The organism is Sulfobacillus thermosulfidooxidans DSM 9293 (assembly GCF_900176145.1).
Classification (GTDB): Bacteria; Bacillota; Sulfobacillia; order Sulfobacillales; family Sulfobacillaceae; genus Sulfobacillus; species Sulfobacillus thermosulfidooxidans.
On sequence record NZ_FWWY01000001.1, the window covers coordinates 465,815 to 486,828 of the forward strand.

Consider the following 21,014-nt stretch of genomic DNA (forward strand, 5'->3'; position numbering starts at 1 on the left):
CCACATCAAAGAAAAGGTAAAATGAATATTAAGTCCTGGCCATGCAATGACCGGGGAAAGGGTGAGGATTCCTGTGCCAACTGTTACTGACCAACACAAGCGTCCGCTGCGTGATCTCCGCTTATCCGTGACGGACCGCTGCAATTTTCGCTGCGTCTATTGCATGCCGAAAGAAGTCTTTGGCGCCAAATTTCACTTTTTACCCAAGCATGATTTACTGACATTCGATGAATTAACGCGCACTGTAAGGATTTTTTCTCAGTTAGGTGTGAAAAAGGTGCGTATTACCGGCGGAGAACCCTTATTACGTCAAGATTTAGATGTGTTAATTCGGCAATTAAGTGAGGTTCCGGGCATAGAAGACATTGCCATGACCACCAATGGCTACTTCTTGGACCGAAGACGCGCAATGCTTCTTCGCCAAGCAGGCCTTAAACGTGTAACCATCAGCCTCGATGCCCTCACTGATGAGGTCTTCAAGGCCGTCAATGATGTTGGTGTACCCGTCGGAAAAATTCTTTCCGCTATTGATGCCGCCATTTTTGCTGGTCTTGGACCTGTTAAAGTCAACATGGTTGTGAAACGCGATGTCAATGACCAACAAATCATTCCCATGGCACGCCATTTCCGCCATAGTGGAGTCGTCTTACGATTCATTGAATATATGGATGTCGGTAACACCAATGGATGGCGACTAGATGATGTGGTACCGGCATCAGAAATTCTGGCAATCCTCCAACAAGAATGGCCATTAGAACCATTAGCTCCCAATCATCCAGGAGAAGTCGCCCGGCGCTTTCGCTATCAAGATGGTGGGGGTGAAATCGGTATCATCGCGTCCGTAACCCAACCCTTTTGCCATCATTGTTCCCGCATTCGCCTTTCGCCTGAAGGCCGTCTCTATACCTGTTTGTTTGGCTCTGAAGGGTTTGATTTACGGCATCTTTTACGGGAAGAGAGATGGGATGATGCTCAGATTGAGAACGCATTACAACTTCTGTGGCAGAGGCGTACCGATCAATATTCCCTACTGCGGTCCCAAGCCACATCATCCGCGCCCAAAGTAGAAATGTCGCATATTGGTGGATAAATTATTGCCCTACCATTATTCGCTGATCTCTCCAAAAGTTGGCTCATGCAAGCATTTCACCCCCTTTTGCGCCCGCGCATAGAGTAACCACTGATTCAGTAAACAGATTTCTCATCCAATGGAAATCTGAAGATGAGGAGGTTAACGTATGTGCGGGATTGCAGGATGGATTGACTGGCAGCAAGATATCCGAGCTTACCAGTCTTCTTTAGATGCCATGGTTCAGCCCCTAACGTGCCGAGGACCAGACGGGAGCGGCACCTGGGTGACTGAACATGCCGCGATGGGACACCGTCGCCTTGTCGTCATTGATCCCGAAGGCGGTATGCAGCCAATGTCCCGCCGAGAAGGTCGCCGGGTTTATACAATCGTTTACAATGGCGAATTATATAATTACCGGGAACTGCGACAGGAACTCATCAGCATGGGATATTCCTTCGCCAGTCAATCCGATACCGAAGTGCTCTTAACGGCCTACATTGCTTGGGGACACGAATCATTAAGCCGCCTCAATGGGATTTTTGCCTTTGCCATATGGGATGCAGCCGAACAAACGCTTTTTCTGGCACGGGACCGTCTGGGCGTCAAACCCTTGTTTTATGCGCCGCTACACCAGGGTATCCTTTTTGGATCCGAAATGAAAGCAATTTTGGCTCATCCTCAAATGCCACACCGTGTCAGTCGCGAGGGACTCGCTGAAGTTTTTGCGCTAGGTCCTGCCAGAACCCCTGGCCATGGAGTCTTTGACGGGTTGTATGAGCTGCGGCCAGGCGAATATCTGCAGTATAAACGCGGACGCATTTCTACCCACCGTTATTGGCAACTCGTGTCCCACGAACACCCTGACGATGTGTTTACCACACGACAAACCATTCGCGATCTCCTCGAAGATACGGTTAAGCGACAGTTAATTGCTGACGTGCCCGTTGTCACCCTGTTATCTGGTGGATTAGATTCCAGTGCCGTCACCGCCTTAGCGGTAAAAGCCTTTAAAGACGAAAAACGCGGTCCGCTAAAAACGTTTTCTATCGACTTTGTCGATATGGAAAAACATTTTAAGCCGACAGCATTTCAAACAAATCTTGATGCCCCCTGGGTCAACCGCGTATCAGAATATCTCGGCACCATCCATTCCCGGATCGTATTGGATACGCCCGATCTTGTCGATAATCTCGTTGCCTCGTTGCACGCCCGGGATCTGCCTGGCATGGCAGACGTTGATACATCGTTGCTGGTATTTGCCCGCGCCATCAAACAACAAGCGACCGTCGGGCTTTCGGGCGAAGCGGCTGATGAAATATTCGGGGGTTACCCATGGTTTCACCATCCGGATGCTATTGAGGCTCACACTTTCCCCTGGGCCCGCCGCCTGCAAGACCGGGTGAGTATCTTATCTAACGAATTCGTCCACTATATTCGGCCGTTCGAATACACCCAACAGCGCTATCAAGAAGCGTTAGATGAAGTGCCGCGCTTGGCAGGCGAATCGCGCAGTGCTGCGCGCATACGCGAAATCAGCTATTTAACTCTGACACGCTTTTTGCCAACGCTTTTGGATCGCAAAGACCGGATGACGATGGCCGTGGGGCTCGAAGTCCGTGTGCCTTTTTGTGACCACCGGCTTGTCGAATACGTATGGAATATTCCGTGGGCTATGAAAACACAAGGCGAACACCGCAAGGTCATTTTACGGCAGGCCATGGAAGGGATTCTGCCCGATGATGTCTTGTGGCGTCAAAAAAGCCCTTATCCTTCCACTCCAAATCCATCCTATTTCGCAAGGATGCGAGAGCAATTAACAGACATTCTCGCTGATCCTGCTTCTGCCCTTCATCAAATCGTTGACGTCACGCGTGTCAAAGAATTGATGAACCAAGGACCGATGGCCGAGCAAATTCCGTGGTTTGGCCAATTAATGGGCAACGCTCAATTATTCGCATTCTTGATTCAAGCCCATTATTGGTTTGCCGATTACCACATTGAGCTGGGATAAAGGCCGGACGCCGGTCTTTATCCCAATTAACTAGCCCGGGGCCACATCCGCTCTGGAACTAACTGGTCAATCAACTGTCGCAGCATCTCAAAAGCTTGCTCATGGCGTGGAGTTACTAACGGTAGCCGCACATCGCCGGCATGAAATCCGAGATAATTCATCGCCCATTTCACGCTAATCGGGTTCGTGTAACGAAACAGTTCGTGGAATATGGGCATGAGTGTGGTATTAATTTGCCGAGCCTGCTCTAAGTTTCCTTGTAATAGGCTTTCTGTCATCGTCACCAGCTCATCGCCCACCAAGTGTGATGCCACACTAACCACGCCATAGGCACCTAAGGTCAACGCTGTAAAGTACATGGCATCGTCACCAGAGTAGACCCGAATTTGCGGCGAAACAAGATTAATGAGTTCTTGCATTTGAGGTAAAGAACCTGCTGCCTCTTTAATCGCCACAACATTGTCACATTCTTGGGTAATGGTTCGCACCGTAGCGGGAAGGAGATTGACGCCAGTTCGGCCAGGAATATTGTAGAGCATAACAGGTACGGGTAATCCCGTGGCAATCTCAACAAAATGGCGAATCAGGCCTTCTTGCGGAGGTTTATTATAATAGGGACAAACGAGCAAAACGCCATCGGCGCCATTTTCTGCCGCTTCCCACGACAGTTCCCGGCTGTGCACCGTATTATTCGTCCCGGTGCCCATCCATAAAGGAACATCATCGCCTACCTGCTCGCGCACCGCTCGCAATAAATTCATCCGTTCACGGTCCGTCAACGCGGGGGATTCGCCCGTGGTACCAGAAAGAATAAGACCGCCACTCCCGTGTTCCACCAGCCAGTTAGCTAATCGACCTGCTTCATCGTAATCCACTTGACCAGCATCGTTAAAAGGGGTAATCATCGCAGTAAAAATCCGGGGTAATTGCATAAAAAGACCTCCTTGAATGTTGTGGATATCCCAAAATCTTGACACGCCGGATCGCGCGAAAATTACGCACGAGCCGGCCAGGTCTTAACGCCGGGCTTCTTCCACGACTTCACAGAGGCTAAGAGGATAACAGGAGCAAAAGAACATACGGAGACCTTCATCAAGCCATTGCGTAAAAACGAATGGACCATGATTTGTCTCCTTTCCCTGTGTGTTCTTCGCGTGTTTTACTTTCTTGCCGTTACTATATCATGCCGTGCCGCTGGCGTCAAATAAAAATTCATCACGTTTGTATATATTTCGTTGCACTTTGTGGAGACTTGTGTCATAACTGAGGTGTTTTGAGAATCCCACCTGACCATCACCATGGATTTTTAGGAGGTTACCTGTATTATGCGACGGGCATCGCGAATGAACAAAATTCCCCCGTATTTATTCTTAGAACTCGATAAATTGATAGCGAGACAACGCGAAATGGGACGGGATGTCATTTCTCTCGGTATTGGGGATCCTGACCAACCCACAGCATCTGTCGCTGTCGAAGCTTTGAAACGCGCGGTCGATAATCCCGAAACTCATCGCTATCCCAATTATCTGGGAAGCCTTGATTTCCGGACATCGATGGCCCAGTGGTATCATAACCGCTTTGGCGTGGAACTTGACCCTCGCTCGGAGGTTCTTGGACTAATCGGGTCCAAAGAAGGCATTGCGCACTTGATATGGGCCATGGCGGAGCCGGGAGATATTGTCCTCGTCCCCGATCCGGCGTATCCCGTTTATTATACCCAAACCATTTTGGCGGGTGCTGAGCCTTATGCTCTCCCTCTTACTGCCGAAAGGCAATTTTTACCCGATTTATCTGCCATCCCGGAAAACGTTTGGGCTCGCGCCAAAATGCTGTGGCTGAATTACCCCAACAATCCCACTGGTGCGATCGCCACGCGTGACTTTTATGAGGAAGCCGTACAACTATGTTTAAAACATGATGTGCTTTTGTGCAGCGACGGCGCCTATCTCGATATTGGCTTTGATGGATATCAAGCCCCTTCCATTTTAGAAATTCCCGGGGCCAAGAATATTGCGATTGAGTTTTATTCCTTATCCAAACCCTTTAACATGACCGGGTGGCGTATTGCCGCGGCGGTGGGCAATCCCGAAGCCATTGACGCCTTAGGAACGCTTAAGAGTAATCTTGATTCCGGTCCTTTCACCGCCATTCAGGATGCTGCCATCGCCACCCTTGATTCAAATCCAATTCCTTTTATCCAATCCATGAACGCTTTATATCAAGAGCGCCGGGATTTGGCCGTCAAAGCCCTCAATAATATGGGAATTCCCATTACCCCGCCCAGATCCACATTCTATTTGTGGTTTCCGGCTCCCTTTGGCATGAGTTCCCAAGAGGCCACCAATTATTTTGTCCAGTATGCCGATGTCGTGCTCACACCTGGAGAAGCCTATGGCGACCATGGACGCGGTTGGATGCGCATTTCCTTGACGATTGACACGGCCCGGCTTCAAGAAGGGCTAGACCGCATGGCACGAGCCTTACGCGATCATCCGCCAGTGTAAAATCCTTGAACAATAGCTTTTAAATAGCGAACAACAGGACGTGTTTGGCTCTCCAAGACATGTAAACCCGATGGACTAATGGGGATGCCTAACACGTCTTCTAGTTCTGTCGGCCCGTTCTGGGACAGGGCGTTTAAGTATCGCCGCACATCATTGATAATCTCATCACATCGCTGTTCCAAAGACATCGAGACGGCAATGGCAATGCGCCCCATTTCGTCCTGAGTGAACCCTTTCACTTCACAGTGCGATGGAGGAATCTCAATTCCGACCTCCTCCACAGCTTCACGCCGAGCGGAAGAGACGGGAAGAAAACGCCCGTCGACAATATCGTCAAAATTCGGCGACCCGCCAATCGCCTGAATCCAGCCAGGTCTTGATGTATCAGGACTCATCACCCCGGCAATTAACCAGTTGTCCCGAGTCACCAAACAGGCTGCGGCAAATAGCACCCGCACCTGATAGGGGTGCTGTGCGGGCAATTGCCGGCTAAATAGGTAATGGGCATAGTCCGTCAATACTCCTTCGATGAAAACGCTCGACCCTTCTTCATGCACTTGACGAACACTCAACACGGGACCGCGGAAAAATGGTGTCCCGTGGCGTATTAAGCCGTCCCAATATTGGTTAACTTGTTGCTGAAGTCCCTCGGGAAGACGCCACGGTTCTTTATCAACAACAACCTCTAAATGGCGCGTGGCAACCCATCGAGTCACTTTTGCCATGGATTTCTCATCACCATACAATCCTTCTTTTCGCGTTATCTTAAAGCGCCACCGGACCTGTAATGTGTTTTTTCGATTTGTCTTTGTCAAACGAGATTTAGTCGCGAATAATCCACGTTTCAAGAATAAAGCCGACAATCAATAAAATACCGATCACGGTATTAATCATCACCGATTCGCCATGAAGATGGGCAAACCGGCTCGATGCACTGTTTAAATGATTCATGATTCCTAAAAGCCGGTTAGCGTATACCACTAATATCCATGCTAACAGCGCTTCAATAAATAGTAGCCAGTTCTTGCGGCTTGAGGCATACCACGCTGCCAACAGAGAACCAATGAGCGCCAAACCTCCGCCCCACAAACCGATGCCGTAATATGCGGGAAAAATGCGAACCAATAAACGGCCAGCATCGACCATGGGCAGTTCTAAAAAAATGGCCGGGGCCACCACTAACGAGAAAAAAATAATCGTGCCTAACCATATCCCACTCCCAATTCTCCATAAAAACCGCCCGACCATGACGGTCATGTCCTCACCCCGCCCTTATTGTGGGTTTACTCTCTATCCCTAGAATATTATGTCAGACTCAAAGAAGACCGACATGTTTTGCAAGAAAAGAATCTTGTAGTTCATCAGGATTATGGCACCCATCTTTTGGCTCAGCTCTTCTGTGGTTGCTTGTCTGGTCGCTTTTTCGTACCATTACGGAAGAGGATTTTCAGGGTTCTTGTGATTTGCCCAACACGATTTCCGTTTGATGTGTTCATGAGCACCGACCATGATCATATCCTGTGAACGGTCAGACAGAAAGGACGCACGCAGTGACGATATTGCCAGATGCTCGCTTCATTACCATTACAGCTGCCAACAATCCTGAAACCTTTCACTTATCACCCGTTTTAGCAGAAGTCCTAGGTCGCTGGTCGGCGAGAACAGAGTCATGGGGTATTTTAATACGTGAGCATAATCCCTATCTCTTGTTAGGTCCCAAAGATCGGCGACTACCATTTTTGGACGAAGCTTTAAATTGGGCACAAAATCAAGGATACCCCGTGTATATGCGTGTCGGAGGCGGTTCTGCCGTCCTTTTGGATCGCACGTGCATAAGTTTCGCAGTCTCCCGCCCGTGCCGGGACTTGACCGTGTGGGAACAAAATTTCCGGGATATGACCGCCCCCATTATCGATGGATTGCGCATGCTGGGTATTGCCACCCAATTTGGACGTGCCGAAGGCTCGTATTGTGAAGGTCCTTATGATCTCGTCACTCGTGACGGCAAGAAAATTGCCGGCATTGCGCAAGCCATTCGGGGAGGGTCTGCCCTCGTTTCCGGCATGATCTTAGTGCAGCAAGATCCTGTGAGAACGACAGAGTTCATTCAAGAATTTTATCACCGAGCGGGAAGCCAACAAATATTGCGGGCTGATGTCGTGACCGCCCTGAGTCATCATCCAGGATTTTCCCAGGTCACGATCCAAGATGTGCATGATGCCTTGATAGCCGGGTTTGAACAACACTATCACCTAATTTCCGAGCCCTTTTCGCCCGAGGAATGGCAAGAAGCTCGAGAATTAAATACTCTACGTTGCCTGCGTGGGGATCCTATTTCCGAACCCTCGGGCCGAACAGGCTAACTCATCACTCAGAAATTTCCTGTCTTTAACGCAGTATCATCTTCAACATATAGGAGGAAGATTCATATGCATGCAACGATTGAAACAGATAAAGGCACGATGGTCTTGGAACTCTACCCCAATGAAGCGCCGGGTACCGTCGCCAATTTTGCGAAACTCGCCCGTTCTGGATTTTATGATGGTCTCACCTTTCACCGAGTTATTCCAAATTTTGTTATTCAAGGTGGAGATCCCAATGGAGATGGGACGGGAGGACCAGGATATACGATTAAATGTGAAACCGAAGGCAATCCCCACAAACACCTGAGGGGATCATTATCGATGGCTCACCGCGGCCGGGACACTGGCGGCAGCCAGTTCTTTATTTGTCACAGTCCCCAGCCCCATCTCGATGGCGTCCACACTGTATTTGGCCGGGTTATCGAAGGCTTTGATGTGTTAGATAGTATTCGTCAAGGCGACCACATGACCCGGGTCACGATTCAAGACGAATAATTTCAGCTACGGCTAAGGGAGGGCTAAGGTTTAACCTCAGCCCTCCCTTTCACTACCCATGTATCCACTGGCAAAGCCTTGACCCATGTCCCTATTGTTTTCCCCTAAGCAGAGTTAGTGCTGAAGATAAGCTGCAAACCAGCTAGTAATTTGGTGAAGACGAAACACCCGGTGCCATGGCTCTCCATTTCGTGTCATGCCGTGCGATTCATTCGGGTAAAGAATCATTTTGACCTCGCGTCCCAAATATTTTAACGCGTGATATAACTGCTCCCCTTGCTCTAAGGGCAAACGATAATCATTCATTTGATGTTCAATCAAAAGGGGCGTATGAATCGACGAGGCATAGCGCAAGGGAGATTGTTGCCAGTAAGGCTCGGGATCGTCCCACCATGGTTTCGTCCCGTATTGCGCGACCCGTAACCAGCCTAAATCACTCGTCCCCATCGCGCTAAAACGGTTCACGACCGAACGCATACTCACTGCGCAGCGAAAGCGGTCCGTATGCGCAATAGCCCAGTTGACCATAAAGCCCCCGTAGCTTCCCCCGATAATCCCCAACTTTTTCTGATCACATCGCGCTTTGCCTGGACCCTGTAATGCATCATCGAGAATGGCCATCACATCGGCATAATCTTTATCGCCCCAGTGCCCAATGATCGCTCGGCAAAAATCATGTCCATATCCCAACGATCCCCGGGGATTGCCATAAACGACGGCATAGCCGAGCGAACGTAACAATTGCATTTCGAACATGAACCGGTACCCATACATAGCCATAGGCCCACCATGGACTTGAAGGATTACCGGAATATTTTTCTGGGGCGATGACGGTAACAATATCCAGGCATCGAGCTTTGTGCCATCAGCACTTGTCGCTTGATACGCAAGGGGCATAGCCAGCTCCTCTTGCGCCCAAGGGAGCGACACATGAAGCGGTGGCGATAAATAGGTGCCGTCTTCATCTAGGATCTGGATGGTTGAAGGATTTAAGGGATCCGATGCCACGACAATGAGTCCGGTAGTGTGCGGTGCATAGCTATAAACCGTCCAGGCATTCTGCGTGATGGCTCTAGGAGGCTCCTCACCAGTCAAGGAAAACTTCCAGAGGTTCACCCGTCCATGATCACTTAAAGACATCAATACCCACTCACCATCACGACTGACGACAGGTTTGTCTAGCGGGAGTCCCCCCACGTCAGTCAACGTGTGATCACCGACCGGGCGGTCTAATTCGTCCGACAAACATCTTGCTTGGGCGGTTTCGAGATTATATAGCCAGAGCTTTTCGTTGCCATATCCTAAATCCTCCGGGTCATTTGCGGTAAACACGAGGGTCTTTCCATTGGGATGGACAATCAACCGACTAATGGCTAATCCTAAATGGGTCAATTGTTGACTCCTCGGCCCCGCGTGAGAAAAGATTTCGCGAATTTGGGGATTGACATCGGCGCTCGATTTTGGCCGCTGTAAATAAAATAATGTCTCGCCATCGACAGAAAACACGGGATTAAAGACATCTTCAAGCCCTGGTGTCATGACCTGAACCGAATTCGTCGGTAAATCCACACTTACGGCCGTGTCAATAAAGTCCCCTAAAAATCCTGATCCGTCAAATTTATAATATTGTTTGGTAATAATTTTGACATCACGCGTAAAACGATAGGCCAACATCTCATCTGACGGTGAGCCTGAGTTTGCCTGATCATCTGATTTTTCATTTTCAATTAGTCCCCGAAACAAGTGAGCTATCACTACCATTTTTTGTCCACGGGGATGCCAAGCAAAATCCTTAATCCCCCCTTTAATCTGGGTAACCTGCCGTGCCTCTCCTCCCTTTAAAGGCATGATCCATACTTGATTGCTGCCCGACCGGCGTGATAAAAAGGCCAGATACTGTCCATCAGGTGATATTTGAGGTAGGGTATCTGAAGGTCCTTGGGTAAAAGGCTGGACCGAACTCCAGGAGGATCCGTCTGGTTCGGTTTGCATAATGCGGTGTTCTACCGCATTGGTTTGTTTATTTATCTGGGATTCAACAAAAAATACCCGGCCATCTGGGGCGGCGACGGCTTGTCCCCACGTTTTTAATGCCAGGAGGTCTTCCGCTTTTAAAGTCATGGTGCGTCTCCCCATTTCGCAGTGATTACACCCCTCTTCACAGTGTGTCGTGAACGGTTAGGGCGATTATAGCAAGGGACGTGTCGGCAGCGTTACCATAAAACATCTTATACTGATTCTTGCATTATACAAGAAATTTTAGTATTTTGATTGCATACTGCACAAAGCGCGCGTGTATCCTTTATATTAATTGTAGCAAGGAGGCTTGACATGGCTACCGCATCAGACAAGCAATCCGGCCGCGTCACCCCATTAAGTGGCCGGTCACTGTGGCTGAGTTTTGCCGCCGCTACAACCGGGACGTTTATGGTCAACGTGGATTCCAGCGTGGTTAATGTGGCATTGCCTGTTATGCAACATCAATTCAGCTTGTCCATTAACATTTTACAATGGATTGTCACCGCTTATCTCTTGGTGATTACGGGTGTTCTACCCGTCATGGGCCAATTGGCAGACCGTTTGGGCCGGCGCGATGTTTTCATAGCAGGCATAGCGATTTTTATTACAGGCTCACTGTTTTGCGCCTTATCGCCGAGTTTCGGATGGCTTGTGTCGGCACGGATATTCCAAGGCGTGGGGGGCGCAATGATTATGGCCAACGTTATGGCCATTGTCGCGCTCATATTCTCTCCCCAGGAACGCGGAAAAGCTTTGGGGATGATTGGTTCTGTCGTCGCAGCTGGCACATTGGCCGGTCCTCCCTTAGGAGGCGTATTAACGGCAGCCTTTGGCTGGCAAAGTATTTTTTGGATCAATATTCCTTTTGGATTATGGGGCCTATGGGGATCGTACCGGTATCTGCCCCGTTTTCCCAAAGATGAGATCTTGCGCCAACAGAAATTTGATTGGATGGGGGCATTGATGTTTTTAGTTTCCACATCACTCCTCCAATTCGGATTAGCAAATCTTCACCGGTGGTACGGATATGTTTTGGTCGCGGCTACGGCAGCATCTCTTTACCTATTTGTCCGCATTGAGTCGCACGTCACCCATCCCTTGATTCCCCTGCGCTTATTCCATGTGCGCCCGTTCTCACTTAATATGTTGGCTGGCATTTTTTATTGGGTGCTCATGATGTTTCCTGCTTTTCTCATTCCCTTTTACTTGCGTGATGAATTGCATTTACCTGTCGGCTTAATTGGGGTTTCGCTCTTTCCCCAGGCTCTGGCGATGATCCTATTATCTCCTGTGGGTGGAACCTTGACAGACAAAAGGGGCGTCTTAGTACCTGCACGGGCAGGCCTTTTGATGTTTGCGTTGGTCAACTTGGGGATGGCATTATTACCACAACATGCGCCGTTATGGTGGATTTGGATTCTTCTCGCGGGCCAAGGGGTTGCCGCTGGATTGTTCTCTTCTCCCAACAGCACGGCGATTCTTAATTCGGTTCAAAAACGCGATACCGGGTTGGCATCAAGCCTTATGGCCACACAAAGGAATTTAGGACGAGCCATCGGCGTTGGCTTAGCAACGGAAATCTTAGCCCTCGTTTGGGTATTTTCGGGGATAGGCGCATCGCCGTCCCACAATAATCCCCATTATCCTGCCTGGTTTTTATTAGGGTTCCATGGCGTTTTTTGGGCAGCCATCGGTTTTACCGCCTTAGCATTTCTCACAACGGTATCACCACACCCCCATTCTCAAGGAACCCCTCAAGACGCAAAGTAAAAATCCATCACCAAGAGCAATCCTACATGCACACTACCAAAGTAGCCCTTCCTTATGGGAAGGGCTACCGATTATGGCATTGACATTCCGATTTTTGACGCGGATTCCCGTGATCTATTGGGCCTGACGATTAGCGGGTAGATTCGGCTTTTTTCCGCAGGCGACGTTTGGCTAACGCTCTATTTCGCCGGGACTCCGTTAAAAAGCGGATGCCAGGCGGATACAACCGGACTAAGACCGCTTGAGGTACCATCACCTGAAGATTCCCACATAATGTGCATTGCCAACCATGGACCACCGTGATGCAAGCCCTTTCTCCTTCGATGGTTAATGGACCTGTCATCACCACATCCTCAGAACCACATGTCGGACATCGATCATCCACATTAGACCCTCCCGTCTACCTAATGCTTTATTATGTATTAGATTGTTCACATCCCATTTCTCCGCCACATGCTGCTTTTCCTGCTTTGTTCCCGCGTCTATCCACAGTTTTTACACAACCTTATCCCCAATATATCCACAGTTTTCGACATAACGATTCCTATATGATAGCTTTTTGTCGGGCTTAAAATCTGATTGTTCATCAAAAGGAAAAGTTTGTCGAATACGACAGCGCGACGTGTCAATAATTGCTGGTGACATGATGAGTCACACCTTAAAAGGTCTAAAAAGCGCCGCGGTGTATGCCGCCATCCACATCAACACTGGTTCCCGTAATAAAAGCCGCACGATGAGACATCAGAAAGAGAATAACTCCGGCAACGTCGGCGGCTGACGGCAGGCGTCCTAACGGGGCACGAGCTCGCATAGCCTTCAGAACATTCTCCACACTATCTCCCGACCGTTTTGCCGTAGCTTGCGCCATGGTTTCTAGTAAATCAGTTTCCGTGGCTCCGGGATTGACATTGATGATGCGAACCCCATAAGCACTGACGTCATCGGCTAAGACTTTCATCACCCCGTTTAATGCACCGTTGATGGCACTGGCTATGGGTAAATTTCGATTGGGATCTTTCCCTGCAATTCCGACGAGGTTCACTATAACTCCTTTTCGTTGCTGCATCATTAAAGGTAACACGGCGCGTGTCATGGCCAAATAACCAAAGAATTTCACTTGAAAATCGTCTACCCATAAAGACCAGGGCGCATCCAACGCATTGGTAATGGACGCACCTCCAGCCCCATTGAGCAATAAAGTGGGTTGGCCGATAGTGTTCAGGGCATACTGCACCACGGCTTGTGCACATGCAGGCTGATTGCCCATGTCACACGCATAAAAAAATGCCTGACCTGGAAAACGCCGATTCAACTCGTCGACGCGTGTTTTTAACGCATCCTGATGGCGAGCAACCAGAAGTACCCGAGCCCCTTGGGCCACTAATTCCTCGGCAACAGACCAACCAATGCCACGACTGCCGCCCGTAACGATTGCGCGGTCTGATTCAAATTCCTGTCCCATTGTGCTCGCCTCCTGGTTAATCGTAAATTTTGCTCTTTAACCAGTATGCAGCACGTGTCTATTTCATGAATTGCGTCCATGTTGCCGATGACGTGATATAAAAAGCTAATCCATATCCTTGGCCGACGACAATCAGATTTTTCGTTGGCGATGCCGTAAGCGGAAAAAATGGGGCTTGAGCATTGAGTAAGTTGGGATGAAAAATACTATTCGGAAGAATTGTCGCCTGTCCTGTATCGAGATTGAGCCTGGCAATGGCTACTTGATTCAATCCGCTATCCCATAATGTCAATAAAAGATGGTGCGGACTAACCCAGTCAGCGCTACTGGCGCCGGCAATGAAAGGCACTTGTTGCGTTCCCACCAACCAAGCCATCGCCAGTTTATCGACGCGAAGATGATGTGATGCAATCTCTACCACACTATCAGCCGTTCCAGGCAACGCACTGGGAGACGCGAGGAGCGCTATCACAGGATTCGCCGACTTTAAAGAGCGAGGATTTTGCGGGCGCACGAGCGACATGACACGACCCGGCAGAGTATAAGATTGTTGAAATGTTCCCTGTCGCCATAACACAATCTGATTAGGATGGCTGGTGGCAATCCAGAGCCCTCCATTTTGGGCCGCCGCAATCGCGACAATGTGCTGGCCCGCATTAAGAGGTAACGGCGATTCACTAACAAGTTTTTGAGAAGATATTTTAATAATATCCCATCCGCCTTTGGTGCCTGGGGCCACAGCATAAATCACCTGATTCCAAGAGGCCGTGATCCACTGGGGCGCACGGGTCGTCGATGCGCTCCATGTCCACTGGTGTTGTCCAAACGTAATAACATTTTTCCCGTTCGATTCGCCGCCCACAATGATCTGCGACGAAGGAGAAAGCGCTGTCGCAGACACATGAAAATAGGGAATGATAGGAGGATGGGTTGCACCTGGCTGCCATAATAAAAAGGACGCAGAATGTGGAACATTCGTCCACGATATGACAGCCGCCAAATGATTTTGGTTATTAAGCTGTAGAGCACTCACAGCCCCTTCTAATTCCGGACTGACCGCCGAAAACGAAAAGCCAGTGACAGCAGGATACTGCTTGGGCATAGCCATAACCAAACCGGAAGATGAAGAAACGGAAGAGCCTGAAAAGGTCCCACACCCCGTGATACCCAAAAGAAGCATTCCCCAAAAAGTGGCTTTCCACCATTTTGCCGACACACTTATCACCATAGGTTATTGTGCGTCTTCATGACAAGAATCGCAAGGTTCTACGAAAATTCCCGAATTCTGGCATTTTCTGCTTGCAAAATGAGAGGTCGTTGGGATGGCAACAGTCCTTCGGGTAGTTGATGCACCGAAAACCACGCACTCTCGAGAATTTCTCCATCGCCCGATGGATGAGAATCATTGGCCGCATCAACCATAGCCCAAAAGCCAATCTCCAAATGGTGCCGGCCCACCACTTCCGAATAGAAATAATGCAATTCAGCGATTTCAATTCCTAGCTCCTCGAACACTTCACGTGAGGCCGCTTGCTTCGGACTCTCACCGGCTTTGACCCATCCCGTCACCAGTCCCCACGGATACCGCGGCCGATAGCTGTGACGGAGCAAAAGAATTTGGTTGCCATGATATAAGACAACCACCACAGCAACCACAAATTTCGCTTGCGTCAGATACATTAAAAATTGAGTCAAACGTTTGGGAAAGACCCGAGAAATGAGATAAAACATGAACTGGCGAAACACACGGCGCAATTTGGCCATAAAGTCGCCACTAAAATACGGGGCGCTCGCGCCACGTGCCAAAAACGGCTTTCATCACCGCCACGATTTCTCCTTCGGTCGCCCCTTGCCGGACAGCTTCAATAATATGTGGCATGATTTCGCCATCAGGGGTCAGACAGGTCTCTTGCAGCGCTTGTAATGCTTGCTTGACGGCAGAATCCTGCCGATTTTTGCGCCAAGTGGCTAAGGATTCAACCTGATCTTTCTCGACCGCTGGATCAATTCGCAGTAGCGGAATTGATTCCTCATTGGGCGGTTCCACAAACGCATTGACCCCGACGAGGATTTGCTCATGGTTTTCTAATTCTTTTTGATAACGATAGGCAGCATCGGCAATCTCCCGTTGCAGATATCCGTTTTCAATACATTCCAATACCCCACCTTGTTCCTCAATGCGGGCAAAATATTCTTCGGCTTGCTCTTCCATTTGAGTCGTCAACGCTTCAACAAAATACGAACCCGCTAACGGATCAACGGTATTAGCGACGCCGGTCTCATACGCTAAAATCTGTTGGGTGCGCAATGCAATTTTCACAGCTTTTTCGGTGGGCAAGGACAGCACTTCATCCATCGAGTTGGTATGTAGTGACTGGGTTCCGCCTAGCACAGCAGCCAAGGCTTCATAGGCTGTTCGCACAATATTGTTTTCAGGTTGTTGGGCCGTGAGCGAACATCCAGCCGTTTGGGTATGAAAGCGCATCATCCACGATTTCGGATTTTTGGCTCCATAAATCTCTTTCATATGCCGAGCCCATATTCGCCGGGCGGCTCGAAATTTCGCAATTTCTTCAAAAAAGTCAATGTGGGCATTGAAAAAGAATGATAATCGCGGCGCAAAAGCATCCACATCGAGTCCTGCCTTAATTCCGGCTTCGACATAAGCGAAACCGTCCGCTAAGGTAAATGCGAGTTCTTGGGCTGCTGTAGAGCCCGCTTCGCGGATATGGTATCCACTAATACTAATAGAATTCCATTGGGGAACATAGCGTGTCGCATAGGCCATCATATCAACAATTAAACGCATCGAGGGCTTTGGTGGGAAAATCCATTCTTTCTGCGCAATGTATTCTTTGAGAATGTCAGCTTGGAGAGTTCCCCGCAACTGCGTCCAATCAACGCCTTGCCGCTCTGCGGCGACGAGATACATAGCCCAAATGATGGGAGCCGGACCATTAATCGTCATGGAGGTCGAGACCTTATCCAACGGAATATCTTGAAAGAGGCGTTCCATATCTCCTACATGATCAATGGCAACCCCTTCTCGCCCCACTTCCCCCAAGGAATGGGGATCATCGGAGTCATAGCCCATGAGGGTAGGCATATCAAACGCAACTGAGAGCCCGGTTTGGCCTTGTTCCAACAAATAACGAAACCGTGCATTCGTTTCCTTGGCAGTACCGAAACCAGCAAATTGTCGCATCGTCCAATACCGACCGCGATACATCGTGGTGTGAATTCCGCGAGTAAAAGGATATTGTCCTGGAGATCCAATGAGATGTTGGGGCGGTAGATCATCTGGAGTATATGTTTCTTTAATGGGAATTCCGGACAACGTCCGAAACGTTCGGTGCCCTTGGTAGGGATCTCCACTTGGACCCGGCCTCAAGGCTTGAGAGTGATGAAATGCTTCTATTGCCATGCCTAAACTCCTTTCGGATGTGCCAAGTCAATTGCCAAGCATGGTCCTCACCATATTCTTCATCGATCTATATGCTTAAACGCTGTGCATACTATAACACCATATCATGAGCTTTTTTCCATGATACACTGCGCCTATTAAGCATTCAAGATATTAACATTTTTCGCACTCGCGCCAACAATCCTATTAATTCGGGGACTGAGTTGCCTATTTCGAATAATGCTCAGCGAAAATTCGGTGAATGTTATGGAGCATATTAATCCGTTCCTCAACCATCTCCATGGCCACAGACACGGTCGAGCGTTGATCCTCGTCAGCGCGTTGGAAGACGGATAGCAATAATTCGTAGATGTTTTCCACCTGGTGGCGGACCCGGTCTTCACGATATCCTGTCAACTCATTAGCGACTTGTATAAGTCCTCCAGCATTCGTGATGAAATCAGGAGCATATAAAATACCGCGCTCGCGTAAAAGTTCTCCCATCGACACGTCTTCCAACTGGTTATTGGCCGAACCCGCGATAATTTGGCAGTCTAATTTATCAATCGTTTCATGATTGACGACATTTCCAAGAGCACAAGGTGCCAAAATATCACAATGGGTTTCTAAAATAGTCCAAGGGTCAGCCGGTTCAATATGTAATTCACTCGCCGCTTTGCCCACCACGTGCGGGTTAATATCGGCCGCCACGACATCGGCGCCTTCATCATGCGCATGCCGTGCTAATTGATAGCCCACTTTCCCGAGACCTTGAATGGCAATCCGCCGACCTTTCAAAGAAGGTGTGCCAAATCGGTAGGTCAGCGCTGCCTGAATGGCGGCAATCACTCCCACCGCTGTCATATCCCCCGTATCACCAGAACCCCCATAGGCTTCCGGCAATCCCACAATATAGGAGGTCTCTTTAGCACAATGTAAAAGGTCTTGTTCATTCGTGCCAACATCTTCCCCCACTAAATAGCGGCCGCCTAAGGTGTCTAAGAATCGTCCAAATGCACGAAATAACGCTTCGGACTTGTCATTGGCCGGATCACCGATAATGACGGCTTTGCCCCCGCCAAAATCCAATCCCGCTGCGGCCGCTTTATAGGTCATCCCTTCCGATAATCGTAAGGCATCTTCAATCGCTTGCTCTTCAGAGACATAGGGCAGCATACGGCAACCGCCTAATGCTGGCCCCAACGTCGTATTGTGGATGGCAATGATAGCTTTAAGTCCCGTCGTATGGTCAAAATTAAAAATTAATTGTTCATGCCCATGCTTGGCCATTTCCTTGAAAATCTCCATGAAATCCCTCCTACCCTACCATATCGTCATTCCAACCCTAGTCATCGCTCAAAATTATGCGGCCTACGCTAGGGGCAGTTTGATACGATATTACGCAAAACATTGGACAAGAAATTGTTGACTATACCAAAATGTGTCATCACGTCACACTGCTAGTTAGACTTTAACGACAATGGGAATCGTTTGCAATGTGTGACCCCAATCTTTTAGGATTTTGACCGAGTCGATGCGACCTCATCACCCGCCCAAATGACAGCATCAGTTCCCTCACCTGGCATCGTCGCCACAAAGCCGCCTTGCACGTTAAGTGAACTGCCACCAGGAGACGGCCAATTTTTCAGCCGCTTTTCTTGAGTCGTCGGTCGCAAAACGGCTAAGGGAGTTCTTTGCGCTCCCTGACCCATGGGATTATCTCGAAGGAGTTCTCGCACCAAATTCATATCCACATGGGCCGAGGCTGCCAAGACTTCCGCCCCAATATCGTTCACATCAACAATCGCCACTTGAGTGTGTAGCGCCTTGGCCAATTTATCCGCCAGGGTTTGCCCGCTCCGAGGAGCCAAGACAATATACTGATTATAAGGGGGAATGGTCGTGGGTCCGGGGCCATCTATCGATGCCACTTGGCGTCCAGCGACACGGTAAAAATCGCCTGAACGACCTAGTACACGGTCGCACGCGCCCACGCCAGCTGCCAGAAGAATGCGGGCCAAACCGACTTCACGAATAGCCATCTCCATGGTTTCTGGCCGCCGTAATCCTAAACCATAACCTAATTGCCGCACATGGCGAGATAAAAATCTCGCTGCCCACCTTGGCTTGACATGACTGAGTAATACGGCCCGGCCCTCAGCAATCGCCACAACTTTTTCACCAATCACCACAATATCTTTAGGCGTCACCTTCCCTTGAAAATACGGTACCAATGTTTTCATTAAATCTTCCCCAGGTTTTACTAAGTGACTGCGTACGACATACCTTAAATAGCGTTGATTGCCAATTTCTTTGACCGGTTTTTCAATCCAGGTTCCATTTCCCTCATCCGGAATGTCTCGTGTAAAAATAGGATGATCCGCCATCTTGTTTTCCCTCCATCATCTCTTGTCATCCCCTAAGGTATGACGCCATCAAGAATCAAGACACTCGCGATTTCGGGTTAAGTTTTACCATGGACGCAAGATTTTGCCCGATATCCCATTTCCATCCAAGATATGACAAGCAACCCAGATCCGGCGAAATGAGCAAATTCCCCATCCACTTCAAAACATTAGTGAGGTCTAAGACATGGATAAAGATCCGTGATGGGTCTGACAAAAGGCAAGCAAGACGAAGGGCGAACACAAACTAAAATCTTTGCCGCACGAAAAGAGTTAGACCTCCCTAAGTAAAAAAGAAGCTGGTCTTCAGACCAGCTTCTTCGCTACCCTTTATCCCGGGTAATTCGCCAATAATTGATGAATTTGTTCACTCAAGGTCATGGCATCGTGGTAAGACTGCTGCCAAACATTCCGACCAAAAATTAAGCCGGTAGCTCCACATTCCATGCATAATCGCGCCTTTTCTAGCGCGCTTTCTTGAGAGCCCTTTTCGCCACCCGCAAATATGACTAAGGACCGTCCCGCAGAGCGAATAATCTGTTGAACCGCGGACTCCAATGTCCATTCTCGTTGATAGGCTTTGGGGGCATGCGCTAAACGGGCTGGATCAATTTTGGGCACATTCAATTTGATAACATCGGCACCTAATTCTTGGGCTACCCGCGCGGCATAGTCGATAGCGTAAATGGAATCTCTCCCACCTTTTTGTTCAATAGCCGCTCCGCGAGGATAACTCCATACCACAACAGGCAGGCCGTAGCGATCCGCGTCTTCTCGAACGCGGCGAAATTGTTCAAAATCCTCATCTTGACGGGGAGAGCCGACATACAAGGTGTAACCCACAGCATCTGCACCCAGTCGGACGGCATCTTCGACCGAGGCATTCAAGGGAGAAATCGGTTCATCATCAGAGGGAATTTCGGTCTTTCCATTCAGTTTTAAGATCAAAGGAACTTGGCCGGCATAATCCGCATAATATTTTTCCGCCAATCCAATCTGGCAGGCAATGGCAGAAAAGTGACCATCTAATGCAATGCGAAATTGGAATGCAGGATCTTGACTCTCGGGGGCATCCAAAAAATCACGGGGTCCATGCTCCAATCCTTGATCGATCGGCAAAATCATCAATGTGCCATTAGCCGGCCCCGCACCATATAGCAAACGGTATAACCGTGCCTTCTTACCCGTACTCAAATTCAATTGATCGAGATGTGCACGAATTTCTTGCGTTGCCATAATCGCTCCTTCATCCCTTTCCATTCGGCGAGATACATGCCTATTCTTCCCTAATCATACCAAAGCTGGTTCCTAAAGAGAATGTCACAGACCCCGCCTTGTCGCCAACTCACCGGCGATTGTTGGGAATTAAAAATTTTTCCGGTAAGATAAAGATGGTCCTAGAAATCGGCAAACACGATGCCCGTTTACAAAATCAAGAGGACATCATGAGAATATCAACAAACGCATCACAAACGCATCACAAACGCATCACAAGGAGGTTTTCATACGG

General features: G+C 49.0%; 18 protein-coding genes. 6 read left to right on the forward strand and 12 right to left on the reverse strand.

What is annotated here, in order from left to right; genetic code table 11:
* Positions 1 to 73 precede the first annotated feature (73 nt).
* On the forward strand, positions 74 to 1,090 hold the full coding sequence (gene moaA, locus B8987_RS02485) for a GTP 3',8-cyclase MoaA (protein WP_020376370.1): 1,017 nt from the start codon (positions 74 to 76) through the stop codon (positions 1,088 to 1,090).
* A 148-nt stretch (positions 1,091 to 1,238) separates the two neighbouring features.
* Positions 1,239 to 3,083: an asparagine synthase (glutamine-hydrolyzing) gene (gene asnB, locus B8987_RS02490; protein WP_020376371.1), complete on the forward strand. Its 1,845-nt coding sequence runs from the start codon at positions 1,239 to 1,241 to the stop codon at positions 3,081 to 3,083.
* A 26-nt stretch (positions 3,084 to 3,109) separates the two neighbouring features.
* Here asnB and dapA read toward each other — a convergent pair whose 3' ends face one another.
* Complete coding sequence (gene dapA, locus B8987_RS02495) at positions 3,110 to 4,015, reverse strand: 4-hydroxy-tetrahydrodipicolinate synthase (protein WP_020376372.1); 906 nt, start codon at positions 4,013 to 4,015, stop codon at positions 3,110 to 3,112.
* Positions 4,016 to 4,408: 393 nt separating this feature from the next.
* On the opposite strand from dapA, the gene B8987_RS02500 reads away from it, so the two are divergent.
* On the forward strand, positions 4,409 to 5,587 hold the full coding sequence (locus B8987_RS02500) for an LL-diaminopimelate aminotransferase (protein ID WP_020376373.1): 1,179 nt from the start codon (positions 4,409 to 4,411) through the stop codon (positions 5,585 to 5,587).
* Here the strand turns inward: B8987_RS02500 and B8987_RS02505 are convergent.
* Together B8987_RS02505 and B8987_RS02510 are read right to left on the reverse strand one after the other, a co-directional pair.
* Complete coding sequence (locus tag B8987_RS02505; RefSeq protein WP_020376374.1) at positions 5,572 to 6,312, reverse strand: hypothetical protein; 741 nt, start codon at positions 6,310 to 6,312, stop codon at positions 5,572 to 5,574. The genes B8987_RS02500 and B8987_RS02505 overlap by 16 nt on opposite strands.
* 97 nt (positions 6,313 to 6,409) lie before the next feature.
* Entirely contained in the window at positions 6,410 to 6,844 is a 435-nt protein-coding gene (locus tag B8987_RS02510; RefSeq protein WP_020376375.1) for a DUF4149 domain-containing protein, read from the reverse strand.
* Positions 6,845 to 7,137: 293 nt separating this feature from the next.
* Here B8987_RS02510 and B8987_RS02515 point away from each other — a divergent pair, with 293 nt between their 5' ends.
* A complete protein-coding gene (locus B8987_RS02515) occupies positions 7,138 to 7,950 on the forward strand; it encodes a lipoate--protein ligase family protein (RefSeq protein ID WP_020376376.1) in 813 nt (270 codons plus the stop codon).
* A gap of 66 nt (positions 7,951 to 8,016) precedes the next feature.
* The gene (locus tag B8987_RS02520) at positions 8,017 to 8,445 is read left to right on the forward strand and encodes a peptidylprolyl isomerase (RefSeq protein WP_020376377.1); all 429 of its coding nucleotides are present in this window, start codon (positions 8,017 to 8,019) and stop codon (positions 8,443 to 8,445) included.
* 114 nt (positions 8,446 to 8,559) lie between these two features.
* Here B8987_RS02520 and B8987_RS02525 read toward each other — a convergent pair whose 3' ends face one another.
* Positions 8,560 to 10,566 carry a S9 family peptidase gene (locus tag B8987_RS02525; protein ID WP_020376378.1) on the reverse strand — a complete coding sequence of 669 codons (2,007 nt, stop codon included), beginning with the start codon at positions 10,564 to 10,566 and terminating at the stop codon, positions 8,560 to 8,562.
* Between the two features lie 210 nt (positions 10,567 to 10,776).
* On the opposite strand from B8987_RS02525, the gene B8987_RS02530 reads away from it, so the two are divergent.
* Positions 10,777 to 12,234, forward strand: a complete 1,458-nt coding sequence (locus tag B8987_RS02530) for an MFS transporter (protein ID WP_020376379.1) — start codon at positions 10,777 to 10,779, stop codon at positions 12,232 to 12,234.
* Between the two features lie 130 nt (positions 12,235 to 12,364).
* Here the strand turns inward: B8987_RS02530 and B8987_RS02535 are convergent, their stop codons facing one another.
* From B8987_RS02535 to B8987_RS02570, 8 genes are all read right to left on the reverse strand, one after another.
* A complete protein-coding gene (locus B8987_RS02535; RefSeq protein WP_020376380.1) occupies positions 12,365 to 12,619 on the reverse strand; it encodes a hypothetical protein in 255 nt (84 codons plus the stop codon).
* A gap of 282 nt (positions 12,620 to 12,901) precedes the next feature.
* Positions 12,902 to 13,696, reverse strand: a complete 795-nt coding sequence (locus B8987_RS02540; RefSeq protein ID WP_020376381.1) for an SDR family oxidoreductase — start codon at positions 13,694 to 13,696, stop codon at positions 12,902 to 12,904.
* A 58-nt stretch (positions 13,697 to 13,754) separates the two neighbouring features.
* Positions 13,755 to 14,924 carry a hypothetical protein gene (locus B8987_RS02545; RefSeq protein WP_020376382.1) on the reverse strand — a complete coding sequence of 390 codons (1,170 nt, stop codon included), beginning with the start codon at positions 14,922 to 14,924 and terminating at the stop codon, positions 13,755 to 13,757.
* A gap of 38 nt (positions 14,925 to 14,962) precedes the next feature.
* Complete coding sequence (locus tag B8987_RS02550; RefSeq protein WP_028962829.1) at positions 14,963 to 15,460, reverse strand: NUDIX hydrolase; 498 nt, start codon at positions 15,458 to 15,460, stop codon at positions 14,963 to 14,965.
* Between the two features lie 10 nt (positions 15,461 to 15,470).
* On the reverse strand, positions 15,471 to 17,120 hold the full coding sequence (locus tag B8987_RS02555; protein WP_020376384.1) for an acyl-CoA mutase large subunit family protein: 1,650 nt from the start codon (positions 17,118 to 17,120) through the stop codon (positions 15,471 to 15,473).
* Between the two features lie 207 nt (positions 17,121 to 17,327).
* A complete protein-coding gene (locus B8987_RS02560) occupies positions 17,328 to 18,407 on the reverse strand; it encodes a Glu/Leu/Phe/Val family dehydrogenase (protein ID WP_020376385.1) in 1,080 nt (359 codons plus the stop codon).
* Positions 18,408 to 18,613: 206 nt separating this feature from the next.
* Positions 18,614 to 19,486: a coenzyme F420-0:L-glutamate ligase gene (locus B8987_RS02565; protein ID WP_020376386.1), complete on the reverse strand. Its 873-nt coding sequence runs from the start codon at positions 19,484 to 19,486 to the stop codon at positions 18,614 to 18,616.
* A 348-nt stretch (positions 19,487 to 19,834) separates the two neighbouring features.
* Positions 19,835 to 20,740, reverse strand: a complete 906-nt coding sequence (locus B8987_RS02570; RefSeq protein WP_020376387.1) for a class I fructose-bisphosphate aldolase — start codon at positions 20,738 to 20,740, stop codon at positions 19,835 to 19,837.
* Between the last annotated feature and the right edge of the window lie 274 nt (positions 20,741 to 21,014).